At 65.5% G+C, this 16,317-nt stretch carries 15 protein-coding genes; all 15 read right to left on the bottom strand.

The features are described 5' to 3' along the window. Window positions 1–223: 223 nt before the first annotated feature. A complete protein-coding gene (locus ACQR1F_RS01450; protein ID WP_315736711.1) occupies window positions 224–514 on the bottom strand; it encodes a HypC/HybG/HupF family hydrogenase formation chaperone in 291 nt (96 codons plus the stop codon). A 22-nt stretch (window positions 515–536) separates the two neighbouring features. Continuing rightward, the gene (locus ACQR1F_RS01445) at window positions 537–1,124 is read right to left on the bottom strand and encodes a HyaD/HybD family hydrogenase maturation endopeptidase (RefSeq protein WP_434912427.1); all 588 of its coding nucleotides are present in this window, start codon (window positions 1,122–1,124) and stop codon (window positions 537–539) included. A gap of 15 nt (window positions 1,125–1,139) precedes the next feature. After that, complete coding sequence (gene cybH / locus ACQR1F_RS01440) at window positions 1,140–1,883, bottom strand: Ni/Fe-hydrogenase, b-type cytochrome subunit (RefSeq protein ID WP_315802062.1); 744 nt, start codon at window positions 1,881–1,883, stop codon at window positions 1,140–1,142. 16 nt (window positions 1,884–1,899) lie between these two features. Continuing rightward, on the bottom strand, window positions 1,900–3,690 hold the full coding sequence (locus tag ACQR1F_RS01435; protein ID WP_434912426.1) for a nickel-dependent hydrogenase large subunit: 1,791 nt from the start codon (window positions 3,688–3,690) through the stop codon (window positions 1,900–1,902). Window positions 3,691–3,711: 21 nt separating this feature from the next. Continuing rightward, a complete protein-coding gene (locus tag ACQR1F_RS01430) occupies window positions 3,712–4,815 on the bottom strand; it encodes a hydrogenase small subunit (protein WP_315802060.1) in 1,104 nt (367 codons plus the stop codon). A gap of 234 nt (window positions 4,816–5,049) precedes the next feature. Further along, a complete protein-coding gene (locus ACQR1F_RS01425) occupies window positions 5,050–6,489 on the bottom strand; it encodes a nickel-dependent hydrogenase large subunit (protein WP_434912425.1) in 1,440 nt (479 codons plus the stop codon). Then, window positions 6,486–7,502: a HupU protein gene (locus ACQR1F_RS01420; RefSeq protein ID WP_434912424.1), complete on the bottom strand. Its 1,017-nt coding sequence runs from the start codon at window positions 7,500–7,502 to the stop codon at window positions 6,486–6,488. Before ACQR1F_RS01420 ends, ACQR1F_RS01425 begins: the two co-directional genes overlap by 4 nt. A gap of 23 nt (window positions 7,503–7,525) precedes the next feature. Next, entirely contained in the window at window positions 7,526–8,623 is a 1,098-nt protein-coding gene (locus ACQR1F_RS01415; RefSeq protein WP_434912423.1) for a HoxN/HupN/NixA family nickel/cobalt transporter, read from the bottom strand. A gap of 168 nt (window positions 8,624–8,791) precedes the next feature. After that, the gene (locus ACQR1F_RS01410) at window positions 8,792–10,108 is read right to left on the bottom strand and encodes a trypsin-like serine protease (RefSeq protein ID WP_434912422.1); all 1,317 of its coding nucleotides are present in this window, start codon (window positions 10,106–10,108) and stop codon (window positions 8,792–8,794) included. 147 nt (window positions 10,109–10,255) lie between these two features. Beyond that, window positions 10,256–10,963: a phosphate regulon transcriptional regulator PhoB gene (phoB, locus tag ACQR1F_RS01405; protein WP_315754964.1), complete on the bottom strand. Its 708-nt coding sequence runs from the start codon at window positions 10,961–10,963 to the stop codon at window positions 10,256–10,258. A 16-nt stretch (window positions 10,964–10,979) separates the two neighbouring features. Beyond that, a complete protein-coding gene (gene phoU, locus ACQR1F_RS01400) occupies window positions 10,980–11,696 on the bottom strand; it encodes a phosphate signaling complex protein PhoU (protein WP_315713504.1) in 717 nt (238 codons plus the stop codon). Window positions 11,697–11,726: 30 nt separating this feature from the next. Continuing rightward, window positions 11,727–12,551 (bottom strand): phosphate ABC transporter ATP-binding protein PstB, encoded by an 825-nt coding sequence (gene pstB / locus ACQR1F_RS01395; protein ID WP_315802055.1) that lies wholly within the window; start codon window positions 12,549–12,551, stop codon window positions 11,727–11,729. Next, entirely contained in the window at window positions 12,548–13,429 is an 882-nt protein-coding gene (pstA, locus tag ACQR1F_RS01390) for a phosphate ABC transporter permease PstA (protein ID WP_315802054.1), read from the bottom strand. The genes pstB and pstA overlap by 4 nt, the downstream gene beginning before the upstream one ends. A 3-nt stretch (window positions 13,430–13,432) precedes the next feature. Then, window positions 13,433–14,431 carry a phosphate ABC transporter permease subunit PstC gene (gene pstC / locus ACQR1F_RS01385; RefSeq protein ID WP_315802053.1) on the bottom strand — a complete coding sequence of 333 codons (999 nt, stop codon included), beginning with the start codon at window positions 14,429–14,431 and terminating at the stop codon, window positions 13,433–13,435. A gap of 97 nt (window positions 14,432–14,528) precedes the next feature. Further along, the gene (gene pstS / locus ACQR1F_RS01380; protein ID WP_315802052.1) at window positions 14,529–15,539 is read right to left on the bottom strand and encodes a phosphate ABC transporter substrate-binding protein PstS; all 1,011 of its coding nucleotides are present in this window, start codon (window positions 15,537–15,539) and stop codon (window positions 14,529–14,531) included. Window positions 15,540–16,317: the final 778 nt, after the last annotated feature.

Below are 16,317 nucleotides of genomic sequence, written 5' to 3'. Positions count from 1 at the left end.
TGACCAGTTATCGTTGCCATATTCCCCATGATCAGCAATCGACGTGCCAGACACCCACGCGGGGCCGGTAGCATCCAAGACATTGAAACATATTCGGTTTTTATTGCAACTAAGGATTGCGCAAGAAATCGGAAAGGTGCTTTCCAGACAAAGCCTGCAAACTTACTTCATCTATGGAAATTCTGTTATCAGCAATCCGGCGCTGCCCGAGGGCATCACGCCGCTACCGCAAATGCTCCGGAAGCTCCGGCTCGCGCCCGATCAGATCCGCGAAGAAGTCATCGCAATTCTCGCCGTTCACGGCCGCCTGCAGGCCGCGCAGCGCCTCACCGATCAGCCGCGCTTCTTCGTCATCGAGCAGGCGAACGGCGTTGTCGATATAGACGAGCACCTTGGCCCCCACCGGCGGGTTCGACAGCAACAGCACCGAGACGCGGCGCTCCTCGCCGTCGAAGCTGCACAGTGCCGAGACGCCATCGGTCTCGAGGATTGTCATCGGCAGGCCAAGACACATGGCGGATTTCCTCGCGGCGCGGTCACTCGGCCGGGCGCGCCCGCAGCTCGTAGCTGTGATGGTCGATGTCGTTCGCGAGCAGGCGTTCGTCGCCGGCGAGCGGTTCACGCCGCGGCACGGCGAGTGCGCCCCATTCCGCCAGCAGGGCGCAGGCCAGCTCGATCGACGGCCCGATCTGCGCGAGGACAGGCGCGGTCAGCGGCCCGCCCCAATCCTCGAGGTCGAGCGGCTGGCAGCCGATCAGCGCAAGCCGTTGCGGATAACGGCCGAGCAGGTCGGCCGCGCTCAGCACTTCCTGGAAGCCCGTCTGGTGCAGGCTCATCTTCTTGGCGCCGGTGAAGCGCGGCACCTCGTCGTCCCGGACCAGCTTGAGCTCGCCCGGCACGAGGCCGTAGTCGATGGCGTCGAACACGATCAGGCTGTCGGCTTCCTCGACATAGTTGACGAGGTAGAGTCCCTGCGTGCCGCCATCGAGGATCGTGACGTTGTCGGGCACGGCGAAGCGGCGGTGGAATTCCTCCACCACCCGCACACCGAAGCCTTCGTCAGCCCAAAGAATGTTGCCGATCCCGAGCACCAGAATGCGGTCGCGCCCGCGCTCATCGACCATGCCGGCCCCCCTCTGTCAGTCGCGGAACTGCCGCTCGCCCGAGATCATCGAGGAGATGATGCTCTGGCGCGACATGATGTCTTCGCGAATGGCGGCATAGACGTGCACCATCACGAAGGTGACCAGCGCCCACATCCCGAGATGATGCCAGGTATGGACGTCCTGGCTGTTCGGCCAGATGGCGAATACCCAGCCGAACAGCTTGTGCTGCCAGCTGTCGATCCCGGTGCCTTCCGAATAGAGCGCAAAGCCGGTGACGATCATGAAGGTCACGAACAGCGTGAAGCCGGTGAACATCGCCGTCTGCGCCAGCGGATTGTGGCCGACATACATCTTCGGCTCACGCTCCAGGAACGCGTACCAGCGGATCTCGTGCAGCACCTCCTTCCAGAATTGCTTGCGATGCACCGGAATGTAGAAGATCTGCCGGGAGTGGTGGTTGCCGACGAAAGCCCAGAAGATGCGGGCGAGGAAGAACACCGCCAGCACCTGTCCGGCCGCGAAATGGGCAAAGCGGATGTAGCCCATCACGAAATTCGCCGACGCCTCCCCCGACACCGTCGGCAGCGGTGATCCGATCAGATAGCCGGTGATCATCAGAACGATGATCGCGAACGCGTTGACCCAGTGGCAGATGCGCACGGGCGCTTCGTAGACATAGACCGTGGGCCGGCCGACCGCATGCTCGCCGGCGGCGTCGGCTGCGATCGCGGCGATGTCCGTCCCCGACTCGGGCGGGCGTGCAACTGCATCCATCATGACCCTGCTCCCCGTACTACCTGACCTTGACCTCGGCCAGCTCCTGGCCATCCGGACTCATGACGTGCGTCGAGCAGGCCAGGCACGGATCGAAGGAATGGATCGTGCGCAGGATCTCCAGCGGCTGCTCGGGATTGGCCATCGGGGTGTTCATCAGCGACGCCTCGAAGGCGCCGATGTTGCCCTTGGGATCCCTCGGCGAGCCGTTCCAGGTCGTCGGCACAACGCACTGGTAATTGTCGATCTTGGTATCCTTGATCTTGATCCAGTGCGCGAGCGCGCCGCGCGGCGCCTCGGTGAAGCCGACGCCCTTGGCCTCCTTCGGCCAGCTCTCCGGCTTCCATTTGTCGACATTCGCCGTCGAGCTGTCGCCGGCCTTGATGTTGGCGATCAGCTTGTCCTGGAAGTAGCGCATCTGCCGTCCGGCCCAGACCGATTCCAGCGCACGCGCCGCGGTGCGGCCGAGCGTTGAGAACAGCGCGGTCAGAGGCAGGTCGAGATCCTTCAGGAACTTGTCGACCGGGTCCTTGAACTCCGCCTTGTTCTGCGCATAGCCGACGACCCAGCGTGCGAGCGGCCCGACCTCCATGGCGTGGCCGCGCCAACGCGGCGCCTTGATCCAGGAATATTTGCCGCCCTCGTCGAGCTCCTTGATGTCGGTCTTGGTGCCCTTCGCGTTGGGGCCAAGCACGTAGTTCGGCTCGGTGATGCCGTCCCAGGGATGCAGCCCCTTGGTCTCGTCGGGATATTTGTACCAGGAGTGAACCACGAACTCCTGGATCTCGTCCGGATTGGCATGATCGACCGGAAACACCTCCGACAGATTGCCGTTGATGATCGCACCGCGCGGCAGCTTCAGGCTCTTGGCCGAGTAGTCGTTGGCATGCTCGGGCACGTCGCCATAGGCGAGCACGCTCTTGCCGGACAGGCCGCCGCCGTAGAGCCAGTCCTTGTAGAACGAGCCGATCGCGGCCACGTCGGGAAGATAGACCAGCTCGTTGAACTCGATCAGGCGATCGATGATCGACGAGACGAGATTCAGCCGCTCGATGTTGATGGCGCCGACCGCGCCGGTGCCGTCGATGTTGATCGGACACGGCACGCCGCCCACCAGCCAGTTCGGATGTGGATTCTTGCCGCCGAAGATGGTGTGGATCTTGACGATCTCCTTCTGGAAATCGAGTGCCTCCAGATAGTGTGCCACGGCCATCAGATTGGCCTCAGGCGGCAGCTTGTAGGCCTTGCTGCCCCAATATCCGTTCTTGAACGGACCGAGCTGGCCGGACTCGACGAACTTCTTGAGACGGGTCTGCAGGTCCCTGAAATAGCCGGGCGACGACAGCGGCCAGCTCGAGATCGACTGCGCCAAGGTTGACGTCGCCTTTGGATCGGCCGAGAGCGCCGAGACCACGTCGACCCAGTCCAATGCGTGCAGATGATAGAAGTGCACGACGTGGTCGTGCACCTGCAGCGCAAGCTGCATGAGGTTACGAATGGAGTTGGCATTCTCCGGAATGGTGATGCCGAGCGCGTTCTCGACCGCGCGCACCGATGTGAGCGCGTGCGTTCCGGTGCAGACGCCGCAGATCCGCTCGGTGAAGGCCCAGGCGTCGCGCGGATCGCGGTTCTTGAGGATCACCTCGATACCGCGCCACATCGTGCCGGTGGAGACCGCATTGCGGATCACGTTGTCGGAATCGACGTTGACCTCGACCCGCATGTGTCCCTCGATGCGGGTGACCGGATCGACGACGATGCGCTTGCCGGAATTGTCGAGATTGAAGCCGTTGGGAGTCTGGATGCCCATCGTTGCCTGTCCTGAATTCGATCAATGATCTTGCTTGGCGTTTTCCTTGGCGTCGTCGCGTTTGGTCGCGAGACGCTTGACCGCCGTGACCGCCGCATGCGCTGCGACCGCCGCACCTACCGTGCCCGCGGCCACCATGCCGACCTGGTCGGCGTTGTGCTCGATGCCGAACTGCTTGATGTTGGTGAGGCGGTCGTAGAACGAGCCCTTGTCCCAGAAGCCGTCCTCCGAGCAGCCGATGCAGCCATGACCCGACTGGATCGGGAACGATACGCCGCCATTCCATCGCACCGTCGAGCAGGCGTTGTAGGTGGTGGGGCCCTTGCAGCCCATCTTGTAGAGGCAGTAGCCCTTGCGCGCCGCCTCGTCGTCCCACTCCTCGACGAACTGGCCGGCGTCGAAATGCGGCCGGCGATAGCACTTGTCGTGGATGCGCTGTGAGTAGAACATCTTCGGCCGGCCCTGGCGGTCGAGCTCTGGCAGCTTGCCGAAGGTGGTGATGAAGGTGACGACGCCGGTCATGACCTCGGCGATCGGCGGGCAGCCCGGCACCTTGATGATCGGCTTGTTGGTGATGACCTTGTCGATCGGCGTCGCCTGCGTCGGATTCGGCTTCGCCGCCTGCACGCAGCCCCAGGAGGCGCAAGCGCCCCAGGCGATGATCGCCATCGCGTCCTCGGCCATCATCTTCAGCTTCTCGACGAACGGCTTGCCGCCGTCGATGCAGAACATGCCACCTTCGTTCAGCGGCGGATTGCCCTCGACCGCGAGAATGTACTGTCCCTTGTACTTCGCGCGCGTCTCTTCGAGGATGGCCTCGGCCTGGTGGCCGGCCGCCGCCATGATGGTGTCGTCATAGTCGAGCGAGATCATCGACAGCACGGCATCCTTCACCAGCGGATGCGCCGAGCGGATGAAGCTCTCCGAGCAGCAGGTGCATTCGAGCCCGTGCATCCAGATGACCGGCGTGCGCGGCTTGGTCTCCAGCGCATTGGCGATGCGGCTCGCCGCGACCGGCCCGAGCCCGAGGCTCGTCGCCGTCAGGCTGCAGAATTTGTGAAAGCTGCGCCGCGTGATGCCCTGACGCCGGATGACGCTGTAAAAAGTTTCCGTTGCCGCGCCCATGAGTCCTCCCCCTGATATCGCGTTGGCGATCGTGTGATCGCGTTCTGGCGAGAAGGACAGCAAGATGCGGGCCAGCATCATCCCTGGATTTGAATCATAATGATTCCAGATGCTTGAAGCAGTGAGGCCGCAGCGGCTAAGGCTTCGACAGCGGATCGCGCGCGATAATCGGAAATCACGCGCTTTGCACCGACAAGCTTGTTTCCGCTTGCTGCCTACCTGTGTGCAGCGCGCTCAATGCGCCGTGCAGACCATGCACGGATCGAACGACCGCACGACGTGCTGGATGCCGACCGCACGAGCGCCGGCATCGCCGACCTCGGTGCCGACCAGCGCCTGTTCGAGCGGACCGGCTATCCCATCCGCGTCGCGCGGAGAGAAATTCCAGCTGGTCGGCGCGATGATCTGATAGCGCTCGATGCGGCCAGAGCGCACCGCGAGCCAGTGGCCCAGGCTGCCGCGCGCAGCTTCCACGAGCCCGACGAAATTGCCGTCGGCCGTACTGGTGCTGTTGTCGCAGAACGGCTCGTTGAGACGCAGTGCCTTGATCCAATGCTCGATCGCCAGCGCGAGGCGCGCGGTCTCGATCAGCCGGGCGATGACACGATTGCGGACATTGCTGCGACCGCCCGCGAGCAGCGCGGAGATCAACGGCTGACCGTCAATGGCCTGCCTTGCGAGAGCGCCGACCTCGACCGGTTCTCCCGCAAGCCGCGGCGCCTTGCACCAACTATAGGCGTCGGGCTTGTCGGCGTCGGGCTCGGTCCGGCTCTCGGCCGGATCGAGCGAGGTCGCACGCATCCAGGCGTGTGACACGTCCTCCGTGATCCGATTCGACGGCAGCGCTTCGGTCGTTCCATCGCGGGTGCGAAGCCCGGCGCGGAAGTGCGCACTGTCAGACTCGTGATAAGCGCCGAAACTCATCAGCAGGCCGGAGCCCGGGCCAAGATGCGCCAGATCGAGCGCGTCGGCGATGCGCAGGAAATGCGCGAAGTCGCCGGCGCGGCCCTCGCGCCAACGGTCGAGCTCGTCCGACGTCGACAAGGCGAGCACATTCTCCAGCCTGTCGGCAAACACGGCGCGTTCAAGAAAACCGCGAAACGACGCCGCGATCGCGTTGAGGCGCACGCGCTCGCCGAGCTCGATCGCGCGCGTGGTCCCGCCCGGCTGGAAGGCGAGACTGTGCGGCCATTTGCCGGCGATCAGGCCCATGATCTCGAGCAGCCGCGCGCGCGCCGGCAACGCTTCGCGAGCCGCGCTGCCCTTCGTCGCCGCGAAACGCTCGGCCGCAGCCGAATGCCAAGCGTGCGCGACGTAGGCGTCGCGGGCGAAGTCCGGCATGAAGAAGATGTAGAAATGCGTCAGATGGTCCGCCGCGTTCTCGGCCGCATGGGCAATGTTGGCCGCGAGGATGCCGTTTGGCGCTGCCGCAATGCCCATGGCCTGGCGCAACGCGGCGGCGGCGGCGATCGATTGCGACACCGAGCAGATGCCGCAGATTCGCGGTGCGATCACCAGCGCGTCCAGCGGCGGCCGCCCCTCCAGGATCTGCTCGAAGCCGCGATAGAGCGGCGCCGTCACTTCCGCCCTGGTGACGCGGCCGCTCTCGATATCGAGCCTGACCTCGAGGTCGCCTTCGACACGATTGAACGGCCCGACCGTGATCCGCGTCATGGACGGCGCTTGTCACTGGCCCGGCCCGGCGGCACCACGACGTGATCCGCCGTCGCATTGACCCGTACGCGGCGCGGCGTGGCCGATTTCGACAGCGCGGCGAGCGCCACGAACCAGGCTTTCGGCATGTCGGTCGGAAGGCCTACGGGAATGCCCGCGAGCTTCGCCGTCTCCAGATAGTTCTGCGTGCTCTCGAAGCCCGGCGAGGTGCAGGCGATGCAGGCGTACCCGCCCTTGGTGCAGGAGCCGCCGCCATTCCAGGAGCGCTGATTGCAATCGCCGACCGCCTGCGTCGCCCGGCAGCCGAGATGCTCCATCAGGCAGCCGCGCTCGGACATCGTCTCAGCGCTCGCCTTGAACTCGTAGAACTCGTTGCGCGAGCAGCCGTGATGAGCCAGGTGATTGGCGATGAAGGTCGGACGGCCGACTGCGTCGAGGCCGTCTGCCGTCAGATCGCCCGAGGTGAGCGCCAGCAGGCTTTCCATCATCCAGCCCGGATGCGGCGCGCAGCCTGCGACGTTGATCACCGGCAGCCCGCGTTTCGAGCGGAATCCCGCGCCGAGCGCGCCGCCGATGTCACTGCCCTCGAACTGCAATCCGACCGCGTCGGTCGGGTTGATGCCGGCAGCAGGAATGCCGCCATAGGCCGCGCAGCTACCGACGGCGACGACGTAGTCGGCCAGCGGCGCCAGATCGAGCAGCCAGTGATAGATCGAGCGGTTGGTGCCGGCGAGCATGTTGAAGCGGCCGGTCTGACCAGGTCCGCGCGCCACCGAGCCTTCGAGCACCAGCAGATCGAGCCGCTCGCGACCGTCGCGGATCGCCTCCAACAGTTCGACGACTTCGTCCCCGGTCTCTTCGCTGACAGAGGGATGCCAGATCAGGTCAATGCCGGACTGGCGCAACTCGTCGAACCAGCCGGACGCACCGCTTTCCAGGATCGACATCGTGCAGCCGCCGCAGCTCGCGCCCTGCAGCCACAGCATCCTGGTCATTTCGTCCGAGCCGGCCATCATCCGTACCCGCGCGCTCGATCCTATTTCGTTCTCGGGTTTAGCGCCCCGGCGCGAACGCTGGCAAGCTCCTCACCCGGCGCATCCTCGGAACCGCCCGGACGGCGGCCAAGCAGCACGGCGCCCGCCCAGATCAGGCCGAACAGTCCGATGGCGACGATCCCGAGGTTGGCGAGATCATCGCCCAGCGCGGTGACGACCTCGGCCCATCCGCCGGTGAAGCCAAGCCGGGGCGTCAGCAGCGCGACCGCCTCGACGCCGCCGATCACCAGCGCGATCGCGACCGAGGCGCCGGTGATGACCAGATTGTAGCGCCGCTTGCGCGCGGGATCCGTGAGCGCCCAGCGATAGGCGCCGGCCATCAGCACGCTGTCGGCGGTGTCGACGGTGGCCATCGCCGCGGCGAACAGCGCCGGGAATACCAGCACATGCGCCAGGCTCGCCCCGCGCGCCGCCTCGGTCGCCGACAGGCTGAGCAGCCCGATTTCGCTGGCGGTGTCGAAGCCCAGGCCGAACAGGAAGCCGAGCGGGTACATGTGCCAGGCGCGGGAGACGACGCGGAGCACCGGCCGCAGCAGACGAATGAGCAGGCCCCGCCCGGCGCTACCGGCGGCATCCATGTCGGAATGGGGGTGGGATGGGCGGCGCCAGAGGTTCACGAACAGCACCAGATTCGCGAAGGCGATCAGCAGCAGGAAGCCTGCGGAGACCGAGGCGCCGATGGTGCCGCCGATCGCGCGGATGGCGCTGTCCTCACTCAACAGATCTGCGCCGGCCACCAGGCTCACCACGATGGTGGCGATCACGACGACGCTGGAATGGCCGAGCGCAAAATAGAGGCCGGCGGCGCGCGGGGCGCGACCGTCCTGCACGAGCTTCCGCACCACATTGTCGATCGCCGCGATGTGGTCCGCATCGACGGCATGGCGCAGTCCGAGCAGCCAGGCCAGCATCGCGGTGCCGACGATGGCGGGCCGGTCGGCGTAGAGCGCGAATGCCCAGGCCCAGGCCACCGCATTGGCCGCGACCAGCCCAGCGACGAGCGCAACGGTCCTGCCGGGCTGCGACCGCCACCACAGCAGCCGCGGGGCACGAGGATGATCAATTGGAACAATCGTCATACTCGGACTATAGCAAGAGCCAGGCCAGTTCGGTAAAGCCCCGCTGCAGGCGAAAGCTACAGGAAAAAATCGGCTGCACTTGCCGGATCGCCCGCTCGCTTGGCAACCCGCTATCCAGTCGCGCACAGATCGTGACCAGCGGCGGGACCTCTCTCGTCCCCTCCCCCTTCACCGCGCCGAGGCACTCTGCGCCGCAATCTCGCGCTGCACGACCGCCTCGAACTGGCTGGCGGGCGCAGCGAACATCAGCCGGGTCTCCTCGTGGAACGCCGAGAAGATGCCGACAACGGTCGGCTGCCCGCCGACCTCGGCCAGGATCGGCGAGCCCGAATAGCCGAAATTGGCGAGGCAATGCACCGTCAGCAGCCGGGCATCGCTGGTCATGCCGGCGCTGCAATTGCGCTGGCCGGTCGGCGAATAGCGCCGCTCCTGGCCGTAGCCGATCTCTGAGATGGTTCCGGCGGTGGTCGCAGCCTGCAGTTCCTCGCGCGTCAGCGCCTTGACCGCGACCGGCTTCGACGGCAGCGCATCCTTCAGCACGATCAGCGCCCAATCGGCGGGCGAGCGGTCGAGCGACCATCTGTCGTGCCGGGTCGGGACGAAGTCCGGCGCCACGATCAGCTTGTCGGCGACCGACGATGCCGCCGGCGTGCCCCTGTTCATGCCGGCCAGGAAGCGGACATTGCCGGGGCTGACCTGCGCGACGCCGTTGAACACGCAATGCGCGGCGGTGAGCACGACGCGCGGCGCGACCAGAGTGCCGGTGCACCAGCCGCCGGTCGAGTATTGCGCGACGGTGACGACGCCGATCGACGACGCCGGCCACGAGGTGGGATCGACGACCTCGCCGATGTGGCGGTCGAGCCCGAGCAGTTGCTCCGGACGCGGAGCGGCGACGCCCGCCTCCGCCGATTCCGGCTTCGGCCGCCAGGCCGCAATGGCGCTCTGGGCCTGGACGCGCTGCGGCTCCGTCAGCTTGACCCTCTGCACGTCGCGGCCGGCCGATCGCACGCCGCTGCGACCCGCCATCACCAGCCAGGCGTAGCCCTGCACGACGTCCTGCTTCACGCCGCGACCGTCGAGCAGCATCAGGCCCAGCATGTATTGCGACTGGGCGAAGCCCTGCGCTGCCGCGCGGCTGAACCAGCGGCCGGCTTCGCCATAATTGCTCGCGACACCTTCGCCGTTGACATAGGCGATGCCGAGATAATGCTGGGCGACGGCGAGGCCCTGATCGGCGGCCTTGCGATACCACGCCAGCGCCTCGGCGGGGTTGCGCGGTTGGCCCCAGCCGAAGGCCTCCATGAAGCCGACGTCGAACTGCGCCCGCGCATCGCCCTTGGCGGCCAGCGGCAGCAGGCGGCGCATCGCCGCGGCGTGTTGTCCGTTTCCCGCCGCGGCGACCGCGTCTTCGAGCTCGGCGGCCGCGGCGCCCGCCGCGCTGCCGAGCAGGACGGCTAGAGATATGATGATGATCTTGATCAAGGGCGTCCGCTGGGACCGAAACATCGTCAGGGGCCGCCGAGCTGACATGATCAAGACGGCGGCGGCGTGGCGGAAAGCGGACCACGATCTCCTCAATCGGGCCCCCTCGCGCCTCACACCTGCTTCATCCTCACGCCCGATCGCCCCTTACACCTGCTCGCTCTTGGCGAAGCGATCATCGAGCGCATAGCCGGCGCCGCGCACGGTGCGGATCGGGTCCTGCTCGCGGCCCGGATTGAGCAGCTTGCGCAGGCGGCCGATATGGACGTCGACCGTGCGCTCGTCGATATAGATGTCGCGGCCCCAGACGCTGTCGAGCAGCTGCTCACGGCTGAACACGCGGCCGGGATGCTCCAGGAAAAACTCGAGCAGGCGGTATTCGGTCGGGCCGAGATCGATCGGCCGTCCCGAGCGCGCCACGCGGCGCTTCTCGCGGTCGAGCTCGATGTCGCCATAGGACAGCACGGTCGCCAGCCGCTCCGGGCTCGCCCGCCGCAGCAGGCCCTTCACGCGCGCCAGCAGCTCCGGCACCGAGAACGGCTTGACGATGTAGTCGTCGGCGCCGGTCGCGAGGCCGCGCACGCGCTCGCTCTCCTCGCCGCGCGCGGTGAGCATGATGATCGGCAATTGCCGGGTCTCGGACCGCGCCCGCAGGCGGCGGCACAGCTCGATGCCGGACAGGCCCGGCAGCATCCAGTCGAGCACGACGAGATCGGGAACGCGCTCCTTCAGCCGTGTGTCGGCCTCGTCTCCGCGCGCCACCGTCTCGACCTCGTAGCCTTCGGCCTCGAGGTTGTAGCGCAGGAGCGTCGTCAGCGCCTCCTCGTCCTCCACCACCAGAATTCGGGCGCCCATGTCAGAACCGTCTCTCTCAGTTGCCGGGGATCGTCGATGCGAAGCTCGTCATGTCGCCCTTCGGGCGCTTGTCCATGATCTGCTGGCCTTCGATCATATAGAAGACGGTCTCCGCGATGTTGGTCGCGTGATCGCCGATGCGCTCGATGTTCTTGGCGCAGAACATCAGATGGATGCAGAACGAGATGTTGCGCGGATCCTCCATCATGTAGGTCAGGAGTTCGCGGAACAGCGAGGTGCAGATGGCGTCGACCTCCTCGTCGCCCTTCCACACCGTCATCGCCGCCGGCAGGTCGTGCGCGGCATAGGCGTCCAGCACCGTCTTGACCTGCGACTGCACCAGGTCGGTCATGTGCTCGAGCCCGCGGATCAGCTTGAGCGGATGGAAGTCGCTCTCCAGCGCCGCGACGCGCTTGCCGATGTTCTTGGCGAGATCGCCGATGCGCTCCAGATCGGTGGCGACCCGCATCGCACCGACGATCTCGCGCAGGTCGACCGCCATCGGCTGTCGCCGGGCGATGGTAAGAACGGCGCGCTCCTCGATGATGCGCTGCAGCTTGTCGACCTCGGCGTCGGTGGCGACCACCTTCTGGCCGAGCGCGATGTCGCGCCGCACCAGCGCATCGACGGAATCGACGATCAGACGCTCGGCGAGGCCGCCCATTTCCGACACCAGCCGGGTGAGATCCTGCAGATCGCTGTCGAACGCCTTGGCGGTATGTTCACTGGCCATGATGATCTCCTGAAGTCAATGTCGTCGGCGTCAGCCGAACCGGCCGGTGATGTAATCCTGGGTCCGCCGATCGCTCGGCGAGGTGAAGATCTTGCTGGTGTCGTCGAACTCGATCAGCTCGCCGAGATACATGAAGGCGGTCTTGTCGGAGACGCGCGCCGCCTGCTGCATGTTATGCGTCACGATGGCGATCGTATAGTTTTCGGCGAGCTCCTGGATCAGCTCCTCGACCTTGGCGGTCGAGATCGGATCGAGCGCCGAGCACGGCTCGTCGAACAGGATCACCTCCGGCCGGACCGCCACGGTGCGCGCAATGCACAGCCGCTGCTGCTGGCCGCCTGACAGCGACAGGCCCGAAGCGTTGAGCTTGTCCTTGACCTCGTTCCACAACGCGCCGCCGCGCAGTGCCTTCTCGACCCGGTCGTCCATCTCCGACTTGGAGATCTTCTCATACAGCCGGATACCGAAGGCGATGTTCTCGTAGATCGTCATCGGGAACGGCGTCGGCTTCTGGAACACCATGCCGACCCGGGCCCGCAGCAGGTTGAGGTCGAGCTTGGGATCGAGGATGTTGGTGTTGTCCAGCATGAGCTGGCCAACGGCGCGCTGGCCCGGGTAGAGATCGTACATCCGGTTGAAGATGCGCAGCAGGGTCGACTTGCCGCAGCCGGACGGGCCGATGAACGCGGTGACGCGGTTGGTCCCCAGCGACAGGTTGATGTTCTTCAGCGCGTGGTGATCGCCGTAATAGAAGTTCAGGTTGCGCGCGGTCACCTTGGCGGGGGCTTCCGGCAAAACCTTGCCGTTCAGCGCGGCGGGATTGGGCTGGCTGACGGATACGGACAGGTCGGTCATTTTGCGTTCCTCTCGGCGCCGAGAATGCGTGCACTGACATTCAGGGCGAGCACGGCCAGAGTGATCAGAAGGGCTCCGCTCCAGGCCAGCTGCTTCCAATAGGCATAGGGGCTCTGGACGAAGTTGTTGATGGTGACGGGCAGGTTGGCCATCGTCTTGGAGAGGTTGAGGCTCCAGAACTGGTTCGACAGCGCAGTGAACAGCAAGGGCGCGGTCTCGCCGGCGACGCGGGCGGTGGCCAGCAGCACGCCGGTGATCAGGCCCGAGCGCGCCGCGCGATAGGCGATGCGCCGGATCACCAGCGATCGCGGCAGGCCGAGCGCCGAGGCCGCCTCACGCAGCGGGTTGGGCACCAGCAGCAGCATGTCCTCGGTGGTGCGCAGCACCACGGGGATGACAATGACCGCCAGCGCCAGCGAGCCAGCGAGCGCCGAGAAGCCGCCCATCGGCACCACGACAGCGCCATAGATGAACAGGCCGATGATGATCGAGGGCGCCGACAGCAGGATGTCGTTGATGAAGCGGATCACCGAGGTCAGGCGGTCGTTGCGGCCGTACTCGGCCAGATAGGTGCCGGCGAACAGGCCGAGCGGCGCGCCGATGCCGACGCCGATGACCGTCATGATCAGAGAGCCGACGATGGCATTGCGCAGGCCGCCTTCGCTCGAGCCCGGCGGCGGGGTGTCGGCGGAAAACACTTGCAGGCTGAGGCCGGCGAGGCCGTTATAGAACAGCGTGAACAGGATCAGCGCCAGCCAGGTGACGCCGAACAGCGCGGCGGCGACGCAGAGGCCGCGGATCACGATGTCCCTGCGGCGTCGGCGCGCATAGATCGGATTGACCGGCGTATCGGCGGTGAGCGAATCTGCGCTGGACATGGCTTATTTTCCCGCCTTTGCTTGGAGCCGCATGAGCATCAGGCGCGCGCTCGCCAGCACGAAGAAGGTGAGCACGAAGAGCAGCAGGCCGAGCAGGATCAGGCTCGACTGGTGCAGGCCGTCGCTCTCCTGGAACTCAGAGGCAATGGCGGCCGAGATCGTGGTGCCCGGCGCGAAGATCGACGATGAGATCCGGAACGAGTTGCCGATGATGAAGGTCACCGCCATCGTTTCGCCGAGCGCACGACCCAGCGCCAGCATGACGCCGCCGATGACGCCGACACGGGTGTAGGGAATGACGACGCTGCGCACGACCTCCCAGGTGGTGCAGCCGACCCCGTAGGCCGCTTCCTTCAGCACCGGCGGGACGGTCTTGAACACGTCGACCGAGATCGAGGTGATGAAGGGCAGCACCATGATCGCCAGGATCAGCGAGGCGTTGAACAGACTGAGATAGGACGGCGGACCGGCGAAGATGTCCTGCAGCACCGGGATGCCGGAGCAGAGATTGATCATGAACGGCTGGAACGTGTAGGCCAGGAACGGGCCCAGAACGAAGAAGCCCCACATGCCGTAGATGATCGAGGGAATGCCGGCGAGCAGCTCGATCGCAATGCCGATCGGACGGCGCAGCCATTGCGGGCACAGCTCGGTGAGGAAGATCGCAATGCCGAGACCCACCGGAATCGCGATCAGCATCGCGATGAAGGACGTGACCAGGGTGCCGTAGATCGGGCCGAGCGCCCCGAGCACCGGCGGATCGGCCGACGGCGCCCAGCGCCGCGTCCACAGGAATTCGAAGCCGTAGGCCTTCATCGCCGGCCAGGCGCCGATGATGAGAGAGATGATGATGCCGCCGAGGATCAACAGGACCGAGATCGCGGCGAGCCGGGTGATCCAGTAAAAGGTGACGTCGCCAAGCTTGAAGGCACTGAGCGCGCGCGCCCGGTCGTAGGGCCCGGCAGCAGCCGCGATGTCGCCGACTTCGGTCTGAACCGCCATCTCTGCCAATTCCGCCCCCTGTTCCTTGGACACGCCTCAACCCCGGTAGCACCCCTCCCCCGGCGGCCGGGAGAGGGGAATTTTCGATACGTCCAGCTCAGCTCTTGATGTCGGCAGACCAGGTCTTCTCGATCAGCTTCACGACGCTGTCGGGCATCGGGATGTAGTCGAGCTCCTCGGCCATCTTGCCACCCTTCTCGAACGACCACTTGAAGAACTTGATCGCCTCGGCGGACGCGGCCTTGTCGGTCGGCTCCTTGTGCATCAGGATGAAGGTCGCGGCCGTCATCGGCCAGGACTTGTCGCCGGGCTGGTTGGCGAGGATCACGTAGTAGCCGGGGGCCTTGGTCCAATCGGCATTCGCGGCGGCGGCCTGGAAGGCCTCGACGGTCGGCTGCACGGTCTTGCCGGCCTTGTTCACCATGGCCGTGTAGGTCAGCTTGTTCTGCTTGGCATAGGCGTACTCGACATAGCCGATCGAGTTCTTGGTCTGGCCGATGTTGCCGGACACGCCTTCGTTGCCCTTGGCACCGACGCCGACCGGCCACTCGACCGCGGTGTTGAAGCCGATCTTGCTCTTCCAGTCGGCGCTCGCCTCGGAGAGATAATAGGTGAAGTTGAAGGTCGTGCCCGAACCGTCGGAGCGGCGGACGACAGCGATCGCGTCCGACGGCAGCTTGACGCTGGGGTTGAGCTTCTTGATCGCGGCGTCATCCCACTTGGTGATCTTGCCGAGATAGATGTTGGCGAGCGTCTCGCCGTCCAGCACCATCTCGCCCGGCTTCACGCCCTCGAGGTTGACGACCGGCACGATGCCGCCCATCACCATCGGCCACTGCACCAGGCCGTCCTTCTCGAGCTGCTCGGCCTTGAGCGGCGCATCGGTGGCGCCAAAGGTCACGGTCTTGGCCTGGATCTGCTTGATGCCGCCGCCGGAGCCGATCGACTGGTAGTTCAGACCGTTGCCGGTCTCCTTCTTGTAGGCGTCGGCCCACTTGGAATAGATCGGGAACGGGAACGTCGCGCCCGCACCGGTGATGTCGGCAGCGAACGCCGACGTCGATGCGGCGACCAAGCCGGCAGCGACGATAGCTTTGACGAAATTCATAGCTGGTCTCCATGCTCGGGAAGCGAAGCGCCATCTGCGCCCGATTGCGCTTCCCCGGCCGCTTTACGGGGCCTCAGTGTGGCTTTTATAAAGGTTCGATGACAGTCGGATGACAGTCACAAGCCGTTGATAATTCTTGATATTTAGAATTTGACCCGAGTTTTTACGGAGCGCGGGCGGGGTTTCATGCGGGCCTCCGCCCCTCGCCGTTTGCGAGCACTGCTCAACGAGATTGGAGGACCCGGCGATGCCGCGCGCAACCTCATCGACCCCATGCGGCCGCTGCGCCCGACGTGGAAGTTGCCACAAGGGGCCGCCAAATCATCGGTGTCGTTCCAGGCAAGGTCGGCGACGGGAAGCGGTGACGGCCGCCGACCCGGGACCCACTCCGCAGCGGTTGTGGCTTGGCGGCCGGTCCATCATCGTGCCTCGAACTCCTCCCTGGGGTTATGGATCCCGGATCTGCGCGCGCTTTGCGCGCTTGTCCGGGACGACAGCGGAAAGGTTGGTTGGCCGCTCCGCCGCCTCATGACACGCGTCATCGCGCCCCACGGCACACCGTGCCCGAGGTGATGCATCGATCATATCGCCCTGAAACGAGAGGGCGCGAGGAAGGCCGGACCTCGGCTGAGGCCCGTGGCCCGCCTGCTCAAAAGAATGCAGGCGGCAGGTACCACAGGTACAGCCGGACAGACCCGGCCTTCCCCGCGCGATGGCTTTACGGTGTCCTTCGTGCTCTTGTGTGTTCGAAACCTGCCAGAATGTGCGAACGGGCGGT

This window comes from Bradyrhizobium sp. HKCCYLS3013 (assembly GCF_051167615.1).
Taxonomy (GTDB): domain Bacteria; phylum Pseudomonadota; class Alphaproteobacteria; order Rhizobiales; family Xanthobacteraceae; genus Bradyrhizobium.
This window is presented reverse-complemented; position numbering and strand designations above follow the sequence as displayed.